We start from the raw sequence: 17,541 nt of genomic DNA, 5'->3' as shown, positions 1-17,541 counted from the left end.
TCGATCGTGCTTATCGTTTGCTCTGACGCGCGAGCACGCGGTCCACCATCGCTCCCGCGGTGCCGAGATAATTGGACGGCTCGCACAAGGCAGCGAGTTGGTCGCGCGGCAGGGCCGACGCGATGGTCGGGCGTCGCAGCAGGGCATCGAGCAGCGCGTCGCCACGCTCGAACGCATCGCGGCAGGCGGCATAGACCTCGTCATGGGCCAACTGACGACCGAGCGCGGGCGCGAGCCCCATCATGACCGCCTCCGCCACGATCAGCCCGCGCGTGGCATGGAGGTTTCGCTTCATCGCTTCGGGATCGACGATCAGGCCGGACAGCATGAATTGCGCCTGCGCCAGCGACCCGGCCGTCAGCAAACAGACCTGGGGCAATGCCAGCCATTCGCAGTGCCAGGGCCCGGTGGCGCGCTCGAGATCCTGAACCATGGCATCTAACATCAGCGAAGCGGCGTCGCGCGATGCCTTCGCGTTCGCCAGCAGAATTTCCGAGGAGATCGGGTTGCGCTTCTGCGGCATGGTCGAGGATGCGCCGCGATGCGAGGAGAACGGCTCGAACACCTCGCCGATCTCGGTCGCCATCAGAATCATGACGTCGTAGCCGATCTTGCCGAGCGCGCCGCAGATCACGGCGAGCGTCTGTGCCAGTTCAACCAGTCCGTCGCGGGCGACGTGCCAGGTGATGTCGGGTTCGACCAGACCGAGCACGCGGGCATAGGCGGCACGTACATCCAGTCCGCGATCGCCGAGTGAAGCCAGCGTTCCCGCCGCGCCGCCGAGCTGCGCCTGAAGGGCGCGAGGCTTGACCTGTTCGAGCCGATCGGCCGAGCGCTGCAACGCCGACAGCCAGATCGCTGCCTTGTGCCCGAACGTGATCGGCAGCGCCTGCTGCAGATGGGTTCGGCCGGCCATCGGCGTATCGCGGTGGAGGCGGGCGAGATTGGCAAGGGTTGCCATGACCTCGCCGAGCTGCGCTTCGATCAGCGCGACCGCTTCGCGCAGTTGCAGGACGGTCGCGGTATCCATGATGTCCTGGGTGGTCGCGCCCCAGTGCAGATAGCGGCCGGCCTCGCCGAGTCGCTCCGATAGCTGGCGGACCAGGCCGACGATGGGATAGCCGACGTTCTCGGTGTCGCGCTTCAACTGCTCGATATCGAGCGCGATCGTCGGCGCCTGCCGCGCGATCGCCTCGGCCGCCTCGCGCGGAATCACGCCGGTCTCGCCTTGCGCGGTGGCAAGCGCTACTTCGGCCTGCACATAGGCCTTGAGCTGCGCCTCGTCGGAAAACACCGTCCGCATGGCCGGCGTCGAGAAAACGTCGCGATAGAGGGCGCTGTCGAACATCGTGCTGGCCACGCGCGTGTTTCCTCTCTGCTAAATGTCCGGCCATCTGATTGATACGTACAAATCCGTCAAGCGCGGCCCGCGAAGACCTCGAACGCGTGCTCGCGCGCCTGAGGCAGCAGGAGAATTTCGCGCAATCCAAGCTCCCAGAACGCCAATGGCGAGCAGGGGGGCATCCCTACTCGCCATCACTGCGGTTCCTTGGAGGTCGGGTCGGAACGAAAATTTTGCCGTTACGGGGTGCGGTCGGCGGTCACCAGGCGGGCTTCCCTCACCACGGCCTTGGAGCCGGCGGCGCGGAGGCAGGAAGCTTCGAAATTCGGCCAGGCCTGCTGCGAGCAATCCTTGCCGACGTTGCGGATGTCCAGGCGGTCACCCTTGGCAAGCGCCTGCGGCACGCTGGCTTCGACCTGGGGGGCAAAGCCGGGCAAAACGGTCAGCGCGGCGGCAATGAACGCGGCAACAGCGATGGCGGAAAAAGCCTTGATCATGACGGTCCCCTGTCACGGGCCTTCGCGGCCCGTCGTTTCGTTGGGTGGACTTGTAGGGGGCGCAAGTTTCCGGCCGTCTTCGCGGGTGCGGAAAATGGTTTCGTCCGGACCGAGTTTTATTTCGTCGGCCGGTGGCGGACGAAACATTGGCGGCCCGCCCGAGACGCAGGGTCCCGTGACTGGTTCATTGGCCGAGGCGAGGTAAGGGGCCCGGACCCGAAGGGAACCTGACCCGGCTTGCCGGGCCGGTCGGGGCGGGGTAGGAGGGGTCTATGCCCCGTATCGCCCTCTATCCCGGTTCATTCGATCCCATCACCAACGGCCATCTGGACGTGCTGCGGCACGCCGTTCCGCTTTGTGACCGGCTGATTGTCGCCATCGGCGTCAATTCCGGGAAAAAGCCGCTGTTTTCGATTGAGGAGCGGCTCGAAATGGTCCGTATGACCTGCGAGCCGATTGCGCAAGAAGCCGGCTGTGCCTTCGATTGCACCACCTACGACAACCTCACCGTAGTTGCGGCGCGGCAGGTCGGCGCGACCATCATGATTCGCGGCCTTCGCGACGGAACCGATATGGACTACGAAATGCAGCTTGCCGGCATGAACGAGGTGATGGCGCCAGAGGTGCACACCGTGTTCGTCCCGGCGTCGCCTGTGGTCCGCCCGATCACCGCCACCCTGGTTCGCCAGATCGCCGGCATGGGCGGCGATTTCTCCGCCTTCGTGCCGCCCCAGATTGCCGCGAGGCTGAAGGCCAAGTTCGCGGGCTAACGCGCTTCTACGCGCTTTCCTGTTTCCACATGACCGGAGCTTTCATGATCCGAATTCTCGCCGTTCTCGCCGCGTTGTTCGTTGTGGCCCCCGCGATCGCGCAGCCGCTGCCCGCCAATCTCGACAAGGCGAATGCGATCGTGATCGACACCACCAAGGGCCGCATCGTGATCAAGCTGCGCAACGACATCGCGCCCCAGCATGCCGAGCGCATCAAGCTGCTCGCGCGGGAGGGCTACTACAACAACGTGCCGTTCCATCGCGTGATCGAAGGCTTCATGGCGCAGACCGGCGACGGCAAGAATTTCAACGGCACCGGCGGCTCGAAACATCCGAACCTGCCGGCCGAATTCTCCAACGTGCCGTACAAGCGCGGCATCGTCGGCATGGCGCGAACGAGCGATCCCAACTCGGCGAATTCGCAGTTCTTCATCATGTTCGCGGAAGGGGCGTCGCTGAACGGCAAGTACACCGTGATCGGCGAGGTGGTGTCGGGCATGGATGTCGTCGACAAGATCAAGCGCGGCGAACCGGTGGTCGATCCCGACAAGATGGTGAAGGTGCAAGTCGCATCCGACGTCAAGTGAGGCCATGACGGCGGGCCGCAGCAAGCCATTCGTCTGGTTTGCCGCTGTTCTCGTGTGTCTCGCATCGGGGGCGCATGCGGAGGCTCAGCCGCAGCAACTCGACACCATCAAGGACATATTCGCCAAACTGTATTCCTGCTGGCAGCCGCCGCCTTACTCGCGCGCCAACCCGATGGACATCACGGTCGTCGTCAGCTTCAACCGCGTGGGCGCCATTCTCGGTCAACCCAGGATCACCTACGAATCGGAACGCGCCAGCGATAACGACAGGGTCGCGTACCGAATTGCCGTGATGGAGACATTGCAACGCTGCACGCCGTTGCCATTTACCGAGGGACTGGGCGGTGCGGTCGCCGGCCGGCCTTTCGCGGTCCAATTTAGAACCCGCAAACGTCCACCCAAACCGGAAGAGAAAAACGCATGGCTGATACCGAAAATACTTTGATCCTTGAAACCACCCAGGGCCCCGTCACCATCGAAATGCGTCCCGACCTTGCACCTGGCCACGTCGCTCAGATCAAGAAGCTGGTGCGTGAGGGATTTTACGACGGCATCGTGTTCCATCGCGTCATCGAGGGCTTCATGGCGCAGACCGGCTGCCCGCACGGCACCGGCACCGGCGGTTCCGGCAACAAGCTGAAGGCCGAGTTCAACAAGGAACCGCATGTGCGCGGCACCGTCTCGATGGCTCGCGCCGCGAGCCCGGATTCCGGCGACAGCCAGTTCTTCATCTGCTTCGACGACGCCTCCTTCCTGAACGGCCAGTACACGGTCTGGGGCAAGGTGACGTCGGGCATGGAGAACGTCGACAAGATCAAGCGCGGCGAGCCGGTGCAGAACCCGGACAAGATCGTCAAAGCGCACATGGCGCTGGACGCGGCTTGAGCTTCACAACTCACTCCAATGTCATGCCCCGCGAAGGCGGGGCATCCAGTACTCGCCAGTCTTCGTTATAAGAGCGGTCTGTGAGTACTGGATCGCCCCGCCCCAGTGCGCAATTGCGCACAAGGCGGGCGATGACGGCTTCAGCCAATGCGCACCGATCTCTTCGACTTCGACCTTCCCGCCACCAGTGTCGCGCTGCGGCCCGCGAGCCCGCGCGATGCTGCGCGGATGCTGGTGGTGCAACCCGATGGCGTGCTGCGCGACCGCACCGTCGCCGAGTTGCCGCAATGGCTGGAGCCTGGCGACCAACTGGTCGTCAACGACACCAAGGTGATCTCCGCCCAACTCAAGGGCCGGCGCATCGGCCGCGAGACCGAGCCGAAGATCGAGGCGACGTTGATCAAGCGGCTGGACGGCTCGCGCTGGCGCGCGCTGGTTAGGCCTGCGAAGAAGCTCGCGCCCGGCGACATCGTTCGCTTCGGCAACGAGGGCAAGGTCTGCCTGCTCGGCCATCTCGACGCCGAAGTCGAGGCCAAGGGCGAAGAGGGCGAGATCACGCTGTCGTTTTCGTTTCACGGTCCGGCGCTGGATCAGGCCATCGCCGATCTCGGCACGCCGCCGCTGCCGCCCTATATCGCCTCCAAACGCACGCCCGACGATCGCGATGCCGCCGACTATCAGACGATGTTCGCCGCAAATGAAGGGGCGGTTGCGGCGCCGACGGCGGGACTGCATTTCACGCCTGAGCTCGAGACGGCGCTACGCCGCCACGGCGTCGAATTGCATCGGATAACGCTGCATGTCGGGGCAGGGACCTTCCTGCCCGTGAAGGTGGATGAGACCTCCGAGCACAGGATGCATGCCGAATGGGGATCGATCTCGGTTGATACCGCTGCCGCATTGAATGCCGCGCGCGCGCAGGGCGGGCGCATCATAGCTGTCGGCACCACATCGCTACGGCTATTGGAGAGCGCCACGGCCGAAGACGGCACCGTTCAGCCGTTCGACGGCGAGACCTCGATCTTCATCACGCCGGGCTATCGCTTTCGCGCGGTCGATATCCTCATGACCAATTTCCATCTGCCGCGCTCGACGCTGTTCATGCTGGTGTCGGCGTTCTCCGGTCTGGACACGATGAAGCAGGCTTACGCGCATGCGATCGCAGCCGGCTACCGGTTCTATTCCTATGGCGATGCTTGCTTGCTGTTTCGCGCGCCGGATTGAGGCAAAGCCGGACGTCTTCGCTTGAAAAAGAGGCCCGCCAGTTGGGCGGGCAAAGGTCAGGGAGGAAGCGCTCTGACAATAAAGCGCCAACACCTGTCTCTTTGATTCGGTGGATGTCGCCAAGATCGTATAACTACCGTCTCTCGGCGCATCGGTGCGCGGGAACAACAGGGGCTTTGCATGAACTTTTCCGGCATTTTCGCGCGAATGGTCGCGCTGATCGGCGCCGCGGCGCTGCTGTGGCGACGTCTACAGGGATCCGCGCCCAAAGCGGCCTGGGGCAGCGCGCCGGCAATTCCGGCGGCGAAGCCACAAGGCGCGATCCCGACACTCAAGATGCCGACGGCGCAGGGCTGGAGTGACGGCGAGACGCCGACCGCGGCGCCCGGGCTCAGGGTCAACGCGTTTGCGACCGGCCTGGACCATCCGCGCTGGATCAACGTGCTGCCCAATGGCGACGTGCTCATCGCAGAAGCCACCCAGATCGCGGGACCGCCTAGGAGCGTGTTCCATTATGCGATGCAGGCAACGATGCGGCGCGCTGCGGCGCTCGGCGTCAGCGCCGACCGCATTACGCTATTGCGTGATCGCGACGGTGACGGCGTTGCGGAGGGGCGCGGGATTTTCATGGAGGGATTGAGCCAGCCGTTCGGCATGGCGCTGGTCGGCGACACCTTCTATGTCGGCAACACCGACGGCGTGGTCGCCTTTCCCTATGTGGCTGGCGCGGACCGCATCACCGCAGAGGGACGAAAACTCGTGACGTTCAAGCCCGGCGGGCATTGGACGCGGAGCCTGCTGCCGAGCGCGGATGGCAAAAAGCTCTACGCCGGCGTCGGCTCGCTCAGCAACATCGCCGAGATGGGCATGGAAGTGGAGGAGGGCCGCGCCGCGATCTATGAGCTCGATCTTGCAGCCGGTACGAGCCGTATCTTCGCCAGCGGCCTGCGAAACCCCGTGGGCCTCGCCTGGGAGCCCAACACGGGCGTGCTCTGGACGGTCGTTAACGAGCGCGACGGCCTCGGCGACGAGACGCCGCCGGACTATCTGACTTCAGTGCGCGGCGGCGGCTTCTACGGCTGGCCCTATTGCTACTGGGGACAGACGGTGGACGACCGCGTGCCGCAGGACCCGGTCATGGTCGCGAAGGCGATTCAACCCGACTATGCACTCGGCGGCCACACCGCGTCGCTCGGCCTGTGCTGGATGCCATCAGGCACGCTGCCGGGCTTTCCGGATGGCATGGTGATCGGTCAGCACGGCTCCTGGAATCGCAGCACGCTGAGTGGCTACGCCGTCGTCTTCGTGCCGTTCGAGAACGGCCGCCCCGCCGGTCCGCCGCGGGATATTTTGACGGGCTTTCTCGCCCCCGACGAGAAAGTCTCCTACGGACGACCGGTCGGCGTCACGCTCGGGCCTGACGGCTCGCTGCTGGTGGCCGACGACGTCGGCAACGTGATCTGGCGCGTGACAGGCGCGTAGCTGCGGTAGGGTGGGCAAAGGCCATGACGTTCGAGAATTCAACCAGTTCGTCCAAAGAGTTTTGCACAATAAACCGGCGGACGGCGGCGCTCTCCTCGCCATCTTCGCCGATTTTATGAAATAGACGCAGCTCTATGTTTGGATCATAACATTTGGAAGTAGGGAGGCCCATGAAAAATTCGCGCAAACTGATGCTGCTCGGGTCCGGTGAACTCGGTAAGGAATTCGTGATTTCGGCCCAACGCCTTGGCCTCAATGTGATCGCGGTCGATCGCTATGTCGGAGCACCCGCGATGCAAGTGGCCGATCATTTTGAGGTGATCGATATGCTGAGTGCCACTGATCTTGAACGCGTAGTCGCCGAGCACAAACCTGACATTGTCGTTCCCGAAATCGAAGCTATTCGCACCGAGAAGCTCCTTGAGTTCGAGCAGCGAGGAATTCAAGTCACGCCATCGGCCAAGGCTGCACACCTCACTATGAACCGCGACGCCATTCGTGATCTTGCTGCCAATCAACTGAAACTCAGAACCGCGCGCTTTGCGTATGCGGAATCGCGCGAGGAACTGATTCGCATGAGCGAAGACATTGGCTACCCGAATGTGGTGAAGCCGGTGATGTCGTCGTCCGGCAAAGGGCAAACGGTGGTGAAGCGCGCCGAGGACGCCGGCACGGCTTGGGACTACGCTGTGGAAGGTATGCGTGGTGATAAGGCCAAGGTGATTGTAGAGCAGTTTATTAAATTCGATCTCGAGATCACGCTTCTCACTATCAAGCAAAAGCGCGGGCCGACTCTATTTGTAAATCCGATCGGCCATCGCCAAGAGCGCGGCGACTACCAAGAGTCTTGGATGCCGGCGAAGATCGGCAAAGCGCAACTCGTGGCCGCGCAGAAGATGGCGAAGAAAGTGACCGACGCTCTCGGTGGCGCGGGGATTTTCGGTGTGGAGTTTTTTATTTCAGGCCGCGATGTTTATTTTTCGGAACTGTCACCGCGGCCGCATGATACGGGAATGGTCACGCTCTGCTCGCAGGATCTCAGTGAATTCGATTTGCACCTGCGTGCGGTCCTGGGTTTACCGATCCCCGAAATCACGTATCTCGGTGCTTCTGCATCCGCGGTGATTCTTGCCGATCGGGAAAGCGAGTCGTTTGAAATCAGCGGGCTTGAAAGCGCGCTGAAAGTTAAAAACATTGATGTGCGTTTATTCGGCAAACCCGCAACTCGCAAGTATCGCCGTATGGGCGTGGCCCTTGCGCGCGGCAAATCTACAGACGAAGCCCGCCGCAAGGCTAAGCAAGCGGCGAGCAAAGTGAAGATCAGCTACACTTAGTTGGCGCAGATCAACGTCACGACGTGCTTATGACAGCCGACGGCGCTGCTTTCAACGCGCTATGCGTAGCGGGCGGGCGAGCACGGAAGGGCGGTGCTCGCGCACTTGAGCCGTGCCCGCCATCGTGTCGCATTGCCAGTCTGAGTGGTGGGTGGGCACGCTTCCGCTTTGCCCACCCTGCGAGCTCACTTCACGCCATCGCGCGCTGCGGCAGCAATTCCGCGATCTGGATTGCATTGAGCGCTGCGCCCTTCAGGAGCTGATCGGCCGACACGAACATCGAGATCGAGTGGCCTGAGGCATCGCTGAGATCCTGGCGGATGCGACCGACGAGAACGTCGTCCTGGCCGGAGGCATCGATCGGCATCGGGAAATAGTTCTTCGCCCGGTCGTCGACGATTCTGACGCCCGGCGCCTTCGACAGGATCGTGCGCACTTCATCCTCGGTGATCGGCTTTTCGCATTCGAAGGTGATGGCTTCGCAATGGGCGCGCAGCACCGGCACGCGGACGCAGGTGACGCCGATGGCGATCTTGTCGTCCTCGAAGATCTTGCGGGTCTCCTTGATGACCTTGGTTTCTTCGTCGTTGTAACCGGTTTCGGGATCGATTGCCGTGTTGTGGCTGAACAGGTTGAAGGCGTAGGGATGCTGGATCACCTTGGGTTCGAACGGCCGGCCGTCGAGATAAGCGCGGGTCGACTCCACCAGCTCCTGCATCACGGCGGCACCACCGCCGCTCGCCGCCTGATAGGTCGACAGGATGACGCGCTTGATGCGGTTGGCCTTGTGGATCGGCCATAGTGGCACCAACGCCGTGATCGCCGAACAGTTCGGAACGGCGATGATGCCCTTGTGCTCGCGGATGCGGCCCGCGTTGATCTCCGGAATCACCAGCGGCACGTTCGGGTCCATGCGGAAGGCAGAGGAATTGTCGATCACGACCGCGCCGGCCTTGACGGCCGCGGGCGAGAACTTCCGGGAGGTGCCGGCACCGGCCGAGAACAACGCAATGTCGACGCCCTCGAACGACTTTTCCGTGAGTTCTTCGATCACGATCTTCTCGCCGCGGAAATCGATGGTCTTGGCGGCCGAGCGGGCGCTCGCCAGCGCCTTGAGCTTGCGGACGGGAAAGTTGCGTCTGTCCATCGTGGCGATGAATTCGGCGCCGACCGCGCCGGTCACGCCGGCAATGGCTACAACGGGTTCGTGGCTCACGGGTCTATCCTCTGGTTGAGCATCAATGCTGCGAGCAACAAAAAAAGCCCCGGTCCTTTTCAGGCGGGGCTTCGGTTCAGATAATGCGATCGTTCGACTACGCGCGCACGGCTCCCGAGCCCCCGGAGGGTGCTTTGGTTTTCGTGGTCGCTTTGGTCGAGATCGTCATGGCGCGGACTTATGCGGCAGACGGGCGCTGCCGTCAACGGCTTTTCGCCTCATCCGGGCTGCAACGGGGGCAGACGAGCCAGCATCATCGCCGCCTTGCGGCGCCGGGAGGCTCGAGGATCACCGCTTTCAGGTCGTTGCCACTCATGACGACGATCGCGAAATTCAGCCGGCCGCGTTCGCGGATCAGGCCGCCGCTGATGGCCTTGCCCGACGCCGCGTGCTCGGCCACGCGGACGGCATCTGCCAGGCGCTGCCGGATCGTCTTGAGTGCAACGAGGTTGCTGCGGTCCGCGGCATCGAACTCCTTCAGGGGCAGGGCGGCTTCGCCGCCGACGATCTTGCCAGTCGTGGCGTCGATGGCGTGGTGCCAGATGCGGTCGTTGTGAAGGGTCTTGACGCGGTAGACCGGTGAATCCGGCGCGCCGTCGAAGCTGACATCGGCGGTCGTCGCGCCGGCATGCAGGGCTTCGGCAATCGCCATCGCCTGGCTCAGCGAGACCGCCGACCCGCGGAAAAGCGCCAGCTCGCGGCTGACCGTCTGCTGGTCGGACGCGGCGCCATCGCCGCCCTCGTTGCGGAGGGAGGCTGGCTCGCCGGTCGACGGCGCGGCGGCATAGACCGGGGCAGGCAGGATGAACGCCACCAGGATGGCTGCAAGCAAATGTCTCCAGGATCTCGGCGCATGCATCGTTGCAGTCTCCATCGATGAGCCTGTCTCTGCCGGCGTTGGGCCGGATCGCCTCGAAGAAAGCGCGGCCGACCCTTTGGAGGTATTCGGGCCGGCCGCGGAACGCCGCAAAGGTACCGCCGCTTGCGGCGATCGAAGCGGTGCGAGCCCCCGCTGGGACCAGTGAAAGCGGAAGCCTGCACTCGCTTATAATAAAACCATACCGTATCGTTTTGTTTTGGTCAACGATGCCGCCATGGGGTAACGCACGTGAAATGCCGTTCTCACGGAATTGTCAGCGGGAGGGACGTCGCCGAACGGTTCCCTTAACGGTTCCTTTGGGAACGGACTGAACGCGGCTCGCTGGCCCAAGCGCACCGGCCAGGAACAGCCTGATCGCCAAGCGCATGCGTTTTTCGGCAGACTTCATCTCCAGCGGCGTTCCGAACGTTGCCATGCGGTGGGTGTGACCGACGACCACGTCGAGAAAGACCTCTGCCGCGATGCCGGTATCCTCGACGTCCATGGCGCCCTGTGCGACCAAATGATCAAAGAAGCGCGCGGTCGTGGAAACCGCCTTCAACCAGCCCTCTTCCTTGCCAAGTTTGGCAATGTCGGGAAAGTTGATGGCCTGCGCCGTCATCATGCGGCTGAACGCAACGGCATCGGGCCCGCAGGTGAACGTCAGCATCTCGCGCCCGACTTCTATCAGGCGCTGCTCGACCGAAATGTCCGAGGAACGCGTGAGCTGCCCCTCCGCCGCCTCGGCAAGCGGCGCAAGCCAACGGTCAATTTCGCGCCTCAACACCTCCGCAAACAGTCCGCGCTTGTCGCCGTAGCGCGAATAGACGGTGGGCTTGCTGACCCGGGCTGCTTCCGCGACCGCATCGACCGAGGTCGCATCATAGCCCCGGTCCAAGAAAAGACGGGTGGCGACTTCGATCAGCCGCTGATCGCGCTCGATAGCGGCGCTCTTCGTCGGCCGGCCGCCGCGCGACTTCGGGACGTCTCGTCTTGCCGGTCTGGCCTTGGTCGCAGTCAATCCCATCCCCATCGATTCCTGCGCGATCGTGATATCAGTCATTGCTCTATAACGCGCAGTAGCAGGGGCGTCATCGCGAATCTGGCCGAAACCGCTCTCCGTTCCCCGGATGCTGCGCAGCGCGCCGCGTCTTGGCGGCGTGTTGCGCTGCTGATCCGGGGCCCACTATGTTGATATGGGTCCCGGCTCTGCGCCGCGTCACCATAGTGCGTCGAAGACACGCGTGAACGCGCTGATGGTGCCGCGTCGCGTCCGGGACACGGAGGATGAAATGTCATGCGGTGCTCGCCCATGCCATCGCATATCGTCAACGGTCCCGGCAGGTCGCCGTTCCGCTCCTAAAGCGGCTCACGGAAGCGCCGAGGTCCAGGCGCGGCCCAATGCAGCCTTCTCATAGCCGTACTGATAGAGGGCGCGCATATAGGCGGTGTCGAATCCCTCCGAGGGCGCGGCGGGATAGTCGCGCTCAATATAGGACAAATGGAAGCCCCACCGATTGCGCTTGGCGAAATCGTAGGTCGAGAAGATGACCGAGCGCGTCTGGGACTGGGTGATCGACGACAGGCTGCGCGAGGCGACGTCGATCGTGCTGTTGGACACGAGCTCAAAAGTTCGTTCGAGCTTCTTGTTGACGAGGATGTAGATGTTCATCCGGCTGTTTCCGGGCAGACGTCCCTGGAAGAGCAGGGCATCCGGCAGCGTCAGGACAGGAGCGGTCACGCCGCCGTCGACATGCATCTCCTCAAAGCGCCGGCCCTGGCCCTCGGCTTCGATCAGGATCGGCGGGAAGACCAGGGGAATGCTGGCGGAGGCCGCCATCACGTCGCGAAACAGGCGCAGCGCCTCGGGCGAACCGACGGCTGCGATTTTCCCCATGTCCCAAACGACCGTACGTTGGGTGTCGAGATCGGTCGTCACCACCAGGAGTTTTCGGCCCTTGGCATTTTCGCGCGCAACGGCGGCCAGGATCTCCGGCCCGACATAGCGGGCCACCAGCTCGCGCAGTCGCTTATTGCCGAACAGGCCGGAGCCGAAGAGCACGCGAATGATGCTAGGATCAGCGAGCAAGCTCTCTGCTATGCCGCTGGTGTAGACCTCCCGCAGCGTGTCGTCGTATTGGGATCCGAGAAACGCAAAAGGCGCAATCAGGCCGCCGGTGCTTACGCCTGAGACGACCGAGAAGGTCGGGCGGGTGCCGGCTGCGGCCCAGCCGTTCAACACGCCCACGCCGTAGGCGCCATCGGCGCCGCCGCCGGAGAGCGCGAGATAGGTCTTGGTTGAGGAGAACTGGTCTTTCTCGAAGCGGAATTTTGTAACGGGTTCGTCGGTGTAGCGCCGCAGGCCGTCGATATCGAGCACGCGGGCGCTAGAGGCATCGGCAGCGCTGTAGGGCGTCCGCGGCACCGACGTGCAGGCGGCAGCCGCGAGGCTGCACAGCAAGACGGCTGACCTGAGCAGGCGTGAGGCGGGCCACCGGGGCCGACTGTTGAAGAGGATTGATCCAGTCAGGAAAGAGGGGGAGGGCATTCGCCGTCAGTCACTGTACACACGCACTTGCCGCCGCCGGCCTCATCGCTAGCGGCGTTTCGTGCCTCGCTCATAAAACTATACGGTATCGTTTTGTTTAACAAGAGAGGCTGAGGGCGCTCACGTCGATGTAGACTTCTTGCACGAACTGCCTGGCCTTCTTCAGCGCGGCCGGCGCCGTGATGCGGCCGAGATTTTCGCGGGCCCCTTCATGGTTGCCACTGACCCGGTATTTCAGTTTAGGCATGGAGGACGGCCACCGCGATCACCACGATCGCAAGCAGCAGCGGGATGATGACGGGCGGTACGATCCACTCGGCCAGGCGAAGCTGCCGCAAGGGGATGCTCCTCCGCTTTGTGGCGGGAGCGCGCGCGGCCCTCAGTCACCGGTGGATGCCGTGGGAAATGCGGTGATGGCTGACCCTACGCTGATGTTCCAGCCATAGCGAACGCCAAAACGCTTCGCGCCGGCCGCGGCAAGAGCGCGCAGGAAGCGACAAGGAACTGCCTCCATTCGCCGCGCGGCAAGAAAGCGATGGCTATTGCGGCGGAGGGGGCGCATGCTGCTCTGCGGGCAGCGCCGGCGCCGGCACTTTTGCGAAAGGCAGGCGCGCATGACCATCCGTTCCCGACGTGAAGTCGTCACCTTCAAACATCCGTTCCGGATCAAGGGCATCGATCGCCTGTTGTCCGCGGGCGCCTACGAGGTCGTCACCGATGAGGAGACGATCGACGGCCTTTCGTTCGCGGCGTTCCGCCGCGTCGCCACCATGATCAAGGTGCCGGCGGAAGGCTCGCGCGGGTTGGCGATGGAGGTGGTCTCGATCGGCCCGGTCGATTTGTCGGACGCCCAGCGCATCGACGCGAGCACATCCGATGACTGACGAACCACTTGACCTCGACAGCCACCGCGGCATGGCGGCGCAGAAAGCGACCGACATCCGCCGCGCGCTGGCGGAAGTCGAGACCCATGCGCGGGAGCTGCGCGAACGGCGGGCCGAGATCGAAGATCACCTCCTGGCGTTTCCCGCCGCGTCGTGGCCGGAGGCGGCCGCCAAGGCGCGCTACGTCCTGAAGCTGTATGCTGCAGGACTGGCGCCGGAAGACACAAGGCATCGCGACCTCGTCGCGGCCATCCTCGAGGACTTTGCCCGGCTCACTGAGCAGGGCTGAGGTAAACGACGGTTGGGATCACGGCGCCGCGTCTAAGGAGTAGGTCCCATGACGCTCACGCACGGACGCTTCATCAGTTACGAGTACGACAGGATGGTGGTGCTGTTCTCAATGCTCGACGGCAACAGGGAGATCCCTTGCGCGGTCTCGACCTCCGCCATGGATGAGCTGGATGGTGTGGTGCGCGCGAGAGCGGGCCAGCGTGAGGGGCAATTCATGCGGTTGCGCGAGCGCATCGAGGCGTGCGCCGCCAGCAAATATCGGGCGACCGAGTTCGAGGGAACGCCGCCCGGAATTGTCCTGCGCAGCATCGATTTCCGAAAGCTGCGATAAGACCGCGCGGCTCGCCGCGGCACATGGGGACGTGCTGCTGTCGGGGTTAGCGACCGCTCTATGCGCTCGGCAGCACGCAAACGAACGCCCGCTGGCGGATCCGCTGGAGGCGGTTCATCGTTTCCCGCAGCCGACGCGAAGGTTTCCAAGAGCTTCGGACTAGCCATAGGGTGGCTCAAGCCCCATATAGCTAGTATCACTGATCGTAAAAAGGCTTCAGTGACTGAGAGACCGTACCGTGCTCCCGCCGCCCAACAGGAGGGAGCCCATGAATTCGATCATCTATCCATTGCATTTTCAGCGAAGGTTCGAGCGCCGCTGGGCTTCTAGAATGGTCAGCGAGCCGCGCCGCTCTCCATCACGAGGGACCAATACCTGCAGCTGCGGACAACTTGTCACTGCCCCGGTCAGTTCAACCTATTTGCCAACGGGCGTTGTCAACGAATGGCGGTGTTCCGCTTGCGGCAACAACTGGGAGACGATTGCTGATCCCGGCGTGGGTTCAACGAAGCCAGCTCAATGAGCCATTGGCCTGCCTTGTGCTCGGCAGAGGCAGCGCGGCGGTGACCGAAGCCGCCCCATAAAGGCGCAGGTGCGGACTGTGGATGCACGAGACCACCACGCCGAATGTCCGATAGGGGTCAATCGCTACTGAAATGGGGTGTCCGCGCGACGTCCGCTTTCCTCCCAATAGCTACCGTAATATCGCGCCGCAATAACTGAGGCAAAGTGCCGAGTTTTATCCAGCAGCAAGGGAGCCCGAGTGCTTCCGTGTTGGGCACCAAGCGTCAGATTTCATCCACTGGGCGGTTGATTGGCCGTTCTCGGCACGCAATAAGCAGCGCCATGAGTCTTCCCAATCATTTCGAATTGCTCGCCACCAACGGCCAGGCCCGCACCGGCCGCCTGACCACGCCGCATGGCGTGGTGCAAACGCCGGCCTTCATGCCGGTCGGCACGGCGGGCGCGATGAAGGGCATGCACTGGCGCGACGTGCGCGATGCCGGCGCCGATATCGTGCTCGGCAATACTTATCATCTGATGCTACGGCCGGGCGCCGAGCGGATCGCTGATCTCGGGGGCCTGCAGGTCTTCACCGGCTGGAACGGCCCGATGCTGACCGACTCCGGCGGCTTCCAGGTGATGTCGCTGTCGGACCTGCGCAAGGTGAGCGAAAAGGCCGTGACGTTTCGCTCGCATATCGACGGCGCCAAGGTCGAGCTGTCGCCGGAGCGTTCGATCGAGGTCCAGCGCCTGCTCGGCGCCGACATCGCCATGCAGATGGACGAGTGCGTGCGGCTGCCGGCGTCGCGCGACGACATCGAACGCGCGATGCGGCTGTCGCTACGCTGGGCGGAGCGCAGCAAGCGCGCCTTCGAGAGCGCGCCTGATGGTTACATGTTGTTCGGGATCGTGCAGGGCGGCGACATTCCCGAGATGCGCCACATCAACGCGCGTGAATTGGTGGATATCGGTTTTCACGGCTACGCGATCGGCGGGCTTGCCGTGGGTGAGCCACAGGCGGTGATGCTTGCGATGATCGAGGAAGCGGCGCCGGCGCTGCCCGCGGATCGTCCGCGCTATCTGATGGGCGTCGGCACGCCCGAGGATTTGCTGGAGGCGGTGGCGCGCGGCATCGACATGTTCGATTGCGTGCTGCCGACGCGGAACGGGCGTCACGGCATGGCATTCACCCGCTTCGGCCAGATCAATCTGCGCAACGCCCGTCATGCCGACGATCCGCGGCCGCTCGACGAGGAGAGCGAGTGGCCCTCGGCGCGCAACATCTCACGCGCCTATTTGCATCATCTGGTGAGGTCAGGAGAGACGCTCGGCGCGATGCTGTTGTCGGAAATCAACGTGGCCTATTACCAGCATCTGATGCGGGGCATGCGCGACGCGATCACCGCCGGCACGTTCGAGACTTTCCAAAAACAAACGCGCGCGGGATGGGCGAAGGGTGATATACCGCCGCGCTAGGGAGCGGATTGGCCAGGGCGCAACTCGACCTTCAAGTTGAAGTCGCTGGAGCGGGTGCGGACCTTCGGCCAAGCAGAATGATCGCCAGGGCCAGAAACTGAACCACTGCAATGAGCGCGAACGGCAATTGATAATTGGCCGTCGTGTCACGCATGGCGCCAATGATTGCAGGTGCGAATGCAAATACCCCTTGGTTGATCGCGATAATGAGCGCCACTGCGGTGCCGACATCCTCGCGTTCGAACTCCTTCTGCACGATCAACGGCGGGAGTGACGTCAGATTGCCGATGCCGAGACCGAAGAGAACGCATCCGAGCGTAAGACCCACCCATCCAGTACTGAAAATCAGCCATAGGACGCCGCCAATCTGCACGGCAAAGTTGATCGCAGCCGCGAAACGGCGATCATGCTCACCGATCCATTTCCCAGCCAGCGTTCGGCCTATGATGGCACATATCGTAGCCAGGCTGACAAGAAACCCAGCGTAGCTAATCCCAAGGTCCGGCGTCAGACGAGCTACCAGGTGAGCGAGCAGGCCGATCTGTGCGAACAGGCCAAGCGAGAAGGCGGCCGAAATCGTGATGAAGCGTGAGGTTCGAATGATCTCGGTGCGTGTCCGTCGTGGCCTTTGGCTCGGTGCTGCCCCATGCGATGCATCGCCGTCTGGAGCCAGGCCCATTTGGCCGGGCGATTTAGCCAGGAACCTGACGCAGAGATATGCAACCGTAGCCACCATGCAGCCTCCGACGAGGAGCGCCGCTGATGGGAATCCGATCGATCGTATCAGGTGGACCCATATCGGCACGAACAGCACGCCGCCGACGCTGGCGCCGTTGAATGCCAGGGCGATCGCCATCGGCCGGTCGCGATCGAACCATTTTGCCACGATAGCGTTCAGCGCTGCTCCGCTCGTCATGGCCCAACCAGCCCCGCTCGGGATGGTCGCGACGAACAACTGCCATGGCTCGCGTGCGCCGGACCATGAAATCAGGCCCGTCGCCGTTGCGACCGCCCCAATGAACGTCGTTATGGCGATCCCCAGTCGGCGATGAATCTCCGGCAGATAGGCTATGATGATTGCGCTGACCAAGAAGTGAGCCGTGATGGCCATTGAAATCTTCGAGATCGGCCAACCTCGCGATTCGTGCAGCGATTGGAGAAATACCGAAGGGCCGTAGAACCCGATGCCCCAGGCGAACACGGCGATCGCAAACGCCGACCACGCAACCGACCATCCAAAGAAGCGGCTCGCCGCGACCATTGTCTCCGTTCTCCCGAAACATAAGATGAGCACGACGTAGCATCAGGAGC

Annotated in this window: 20 protein-coding genes; 12 read left to right on the top strand and 8 right to left on the bottom strand. The window is 63.1% G+C overall.

The window, feature by feature from the left end:
• Positions 1–10: 10 nt before the first annotated feature.
• Both pcaB and V1273_RS18800 read right to left on the bottom strand, forming a co-directional pair.
• A complete protein-coding gene (pcaB, locus tag V1273_RS18805) occupies positions 11–1,348 on the bottom strand; it encodes a 3-carboxy-cis,cis-muconate cycloisomerase (protein WP_334412238.1) in 1,338 nt (445 codons plus the stop codon).
• 233 nt (positions 1,349–1,581) lie between these two features.
• A complete protein-coding gene (locus V1273_RS18800) occupies positions 1,582–1,839 on the bottom strand; it encodes a hypothetical protein (RefSeq protein ID WP_334362810.1) in 258 nt (85 codons plus the stop codon).
• Between the two features lie 272 nt (positions 1,840–2,111).
• Between V1273_RS18800 and coaD the strand changes: the two genes are divergently transcribed.
• From coaD to purT, 7 genes are all read left to right on the top strand, one after another.
• Entirely contained in the window at positions 2,112–2,609 is a 498-nt protein-coding gene (coaD, locus tag V1273_RS18795; protein WP_334410526.1) for a pantetheine-phosphate adenylyltransferase, read from the top strand.
• 44 nt (positions 2,610–2,653) lie between these two features.
• Positions 2,654–3,196, top strand: a complete 543-nt coding sequence (locus V1273_RS18790; RefSeq protein ID WP_028345954.1) for a peptidylprolyl isomerase — start codon at positions 2,654–2,656, stop codon at positions 3,194–3,196.
• A 4-nt stretch (positions 3,197–3,200) separates the two neighbouring features.
• Positions 3,201–3,641, top strand: coding sequence for a hypothetical protein (locus V1273_RS18785; RefSeq protein WP_334362808.1), 441 nt, complete (start codon positions 3,201–3,203; stop codon positions 3,639–3,641).
• Entirely contained in the window at positions 3,617–4,081 is a 465-nt protein-coding gene (locus V1273_RS18780; RefSeq protein WP_334362807.1) for a peptidylprolyl isomerase, read from the top strand. The genes V1273_RS18785 and V1273_RS18780 overlap by 25 nt, the downstream gene beginning before the upstream one ends.
• Positions 4,082–4,228: 147 nt before the next feature.
• Positions 4,229–5,305, top strand: coding sequence for a tRNA preQ1(34) S-adenosylmethionine ribosyltransferase-isomerase QueA (gene queA, locus V1273_RS18775; RefSeq protein ID WP_334362806.1), 1,077 nt, complete (start codon positions 4,229–4,231; stop codon positions 5,303–5,305).
• A 180-nt stretch (positions 5,306–5,485) separates the two neighbouring features.
• A complete protein-coding gene (locus V1273_RS18770; RefSeq protein ID WP_334410525.1) occupies positions 5,486–6,787 on the top strand; it encodes a PQQ-dependent sugar dehydrogenase in 1,302 nt (433 codons plus the stop codon).
• A 170-nt stretch (positions 6,788–6,957) separates the two neighbouring features.
• Entirely contained in the window at positions 6,958–8,121 is a 1,164-nt protein-coding gene (purT, locus tag V1273_RS18765) for a formate-dependent phosphoribosylglycinamide formyltransferase (protein ID WP_334410524.1), read from the top strand.
• Positions 8,122–8,311: 190 nt separating this feature from the next.
• Here the strand turns inward: purT and V1273_RS18760 are convergent, their stop codons facing one another.
• From V1273_RS18760 to V1273_RS18740, 5 genes are all read right to left on the bottom strand, one after another.
• Positions 8,312–9,337, bottom strand: a complete 1,026-nt coding sequence (locus V1273_RS18760) for an aspartate-semialdehyde dehydrogenase (RefSeq protein ID WP_334410523.1) — start codon at positions 9,335–9,337, stop codon at positions 8,312–8,314.
• Positions 9,338–9,590: 253 nt separating this feature from the next.
• On the bottom strand, positions 9,591–10,169 hold the full coding sequence (locus tag V1273_RS18755; protein WP_334410522.1) for a PepSY domain-containing protein: 579 nt from the start codon (positions 10,167–10,169) through the stop codon (positions 9,591–9,593).
• A gap of 301 nt (positions 10,170–10,470) precedes the next feature.
• The gene (locus V1273_RS18750) at positions 10,471–11,223 is read right to left on the bottom strand and encodes a TetR/AcrR family transcriptional regulator (RefSeq protein WP_334412237.1); all 753 of its coding nucleotides are present in this window, start codon (positions 11,221–11,223) and stop codon (positions 10,471–10,473) included.
• Positions 11,224–11,565: 342 nt separating this feature from the next.
• On the bottom strand, positions 11,566–12,657 hold the full coding sequence (locus V1273_RS18745; protein ID WP_334410521.1) for a patatin-like phospholipase family protein: 1,092 nt from the start codon (positions 12,655–12,657) through the stop codon (positions 11,566–11,568).
• A 184-nt stretch (positions 12,658–12,841) separates the two neighbouring features.
• Positions 12,842–12,991 (bottom strand): hypothetical protein, encoded by a 150-nt coding sequence (locus tag V1273_RS18740; protein WP_334410520.1) that lies wholly within the window; start codon positions 12,989–12,991, stop codon positions 12,842–12,844.
• A 367-nt stretch (positions 12,992–13,358) separates the two neighbouring features.
• On the opposite strand from V1273_RS18740, the gene V1273_RS18735 reads away from it, so the two are divergent.
• The 5 genes from V1273_RS18735 (at position 13,359) to tgt (ending at position 16,230) form a co-directional block, all read left to right on the top strand.
• Positions 13,359–13,628 (top strand): hypothetical protein, encoded by a 270-nt coding sequence (locus V1273_RS18735; protein ID WP_334362798.1) that lies wholly within the window; start codon positions 13,359–13,361, stop codon positions 13,626–13,628.
• Positions 13,621–13,917: a hypothetical protein gene (locus V1273_RS18730; RefSeq protein ID WP_057847551.1), complete on the top strand. Its 297-nt coding sequence runs from the start codon at positions 13,621–13,623 to the stop codon at positions 13,915–13,917. The genes V1273_RS18735 and V1273_RS18730 overlap by 8 nt, the downstream gene beginning before the upstream one ends.
• Positions 13,918–13,965: 48 nt before the next feature.
• The gene (locus tag V1273_RS18725; RefSeq protein ID WP_334362797.1) at positions 13,966–14,250 is read left to right on the top strand and encodes a DUF1488 domain-containing protein; all 285 of its coding nucleotides are present in this window, start codon (positions 13,966–13,968) and stop codon (positions 14,248–14,250) included.
• A gap of 268 nt (positions 14,251–14,518) precedes the next feature.
• A complete protein-coding gene (locus tag V1273_RS18720) occupies positions 14,519–14,773 on the top strand; it encodes a hypothetical protein (protein WP_334362796.1) in 255 nt (84 codons plus the stop codon).
• A gap of 323 nt (positions 14,774–15,096) precedes the next feature.
• Positions 15,097–16,230 carry a tRNA guanosine(34) transglycosylase Tgt gene (gene tgt, locus V1273_RS18715; RefSeq protein WP_334410519.1) on the top strand — a complete coding sequence of 378 codons (1,134 nt, stop codon included), beginning with the start codon at positions 15,097–15,099 and terminating at the stop codon, positions 16,228–16,230.
• Positions 16,231–16,261: 31 nt separating this feature from the next.
• Here tgt and V1273_RS18710 read toward each other — a convergent pair whose 3' ends face one another.
• Positions 16,262–17,491, bottom strand: coding sequence for an MFS transporter (locus V1273_RS18710; RefSeq protein ID WP_334410518.1), 1,230 nt, complete (start codon positions 17,489–17,491; stop codon positions 16,262–16,264).
• Positions 17,492–17,541 lie beyond the last annotated feature (50 nt).

Source organism: Bradyrhizobium sp. AZCC 1721 (genome assembly GCF_036924715.1).
In the GTDB taxonomy this organism is placed as follows: domain Bacteria; phylum Pseudomonadota; class Alphaproteobacteria; order Rhizobiales; family Xanthobacteraceae; genus Bradyrhizobium.
Note: the sequence above shows the minus strand (reverse complement) of the source record. Positions and strands in the feature narration are given on the sequence as shown.

Excerpts from the sequence above, each read along its gene's own strand:
- pcaB (WP_334412238.1), bottom strand. The coding sequence starts at position 1,348 with ATGTTCGACAGCGCCCTCTATCGCGACGTTTTCTCGACGCCGGCCATG.
- V1273_RS18800 (WP_334362810.1), bottom strand. The coding sequence starts at position 1,839 with ATGATCAAGGCTTTTTCCGCCATCGCTGTTGCCGCGTTCATTGCCGCC.
- coaD (WP_334410526.1), top strand. The coding sequence starts at position 2,112 with ATGCCCCGTATCGCCCTCTATCCCGGTTCATTCGATCCCATCACCAAC.
- V1273_RS18790 (WP_028345954.1), top strand. The coding sequence starts at position 2,654 with ATGATCCGAATTCTCGCCGTTCTCGCCGCGTTGTTCGTTGTGGCCCCC.
- V1273_RS18785 (WP_334362808.1), top strand. The coding sequence starts at position 3,201 with ATGACGGCGGGCCGCAGCAAGCCATTCGTCTGGTTTGCCGCTGTTCTC.
- V1273_RS18780 (WP_334362807.1), top strand. The coding sequence starts at position 3,617 with ATGGCTGATACCGAAAATACTTTGATCCTTGAAACCACCCAGGGCCCC.
- queA (WP_334362806.1), top strand. The coding sequence starts at position 4,229 with ATGCGCACCGATCTCTTCGACTTCGACCTTCCCGCCACCAGTGTCGCG.
- V1273_RS18770 (WP_334410525.1), top strand. The coding sequence starts at position 5,486 with ATGAACTTTTCCGGCATTTTCGCGCGAATGGTCGCGCTGATCGGCGCC.
- purT (WP_334410524.1), top strand. The coding sequence starts at position 6,958 with ATGAAAAATTCGCGCAAACTGATGCTGCTCGGGTCCGGTGAACTCGGT.
- V1273_RS18750 (WP_334412237.1), bottom strand. The coding sequence starts at position 11,223 with ATGGGATTGACTGCGACCAAGGCCAGACCGGCAAGACGAGACGTCCCG.
- V1273_RS18740 (WP_334410520.1), bottom strand. The coding sequence starts at position 12,991 with ATGCCTAAACTGAAATACCGGGTCAGTGGCAACCATGAAGGGGCCCGC.
- V1273_RS18735 (WP_334362798.1), top strand. The coding sequence starts at position 13,359 with ATGACCATCCGTTCCCGACGTGAAGTCGTCACCTTCAAACATCCGTTC.
- V1273_RS18730 (WP_057847551.1), top strand. The coding sequence starts at position 13,621 with ATGACTGACGAACCACTTGACCTCGACAGCCACCGCGGCATGGCGGCG.
- V1273_RS18725 (WP_334362797.1), top strand. The coding sequence starts at position 13,966 with ATGACGCTCACGCACGGACGCTTCATCAGTTACGAGTACGACAGGATG.
- V1273_RS18720 (WP_334362796.1), top strand. The coding sequence starts at position 14,519 with ATGAATTCGATCATCTATCCATTGCATTTTCAGCGAAGGTTCGAGCGC.
- tgt (WP_334410519.1), top strand. The coding sequence starts at position 15,097 with ATGAGTCTTCCCAATCATTTCGAATTGCTCGCCACCAACGGCCAGGCC.
- V1273_RS18710 (WP_334410518.1), bottom strand. The coding sequence starts at position 17,491 with ATGGTCGCGGCGAGCCGCTTCTTTGGATGGTCGGTTGCGTGGTCGGCG.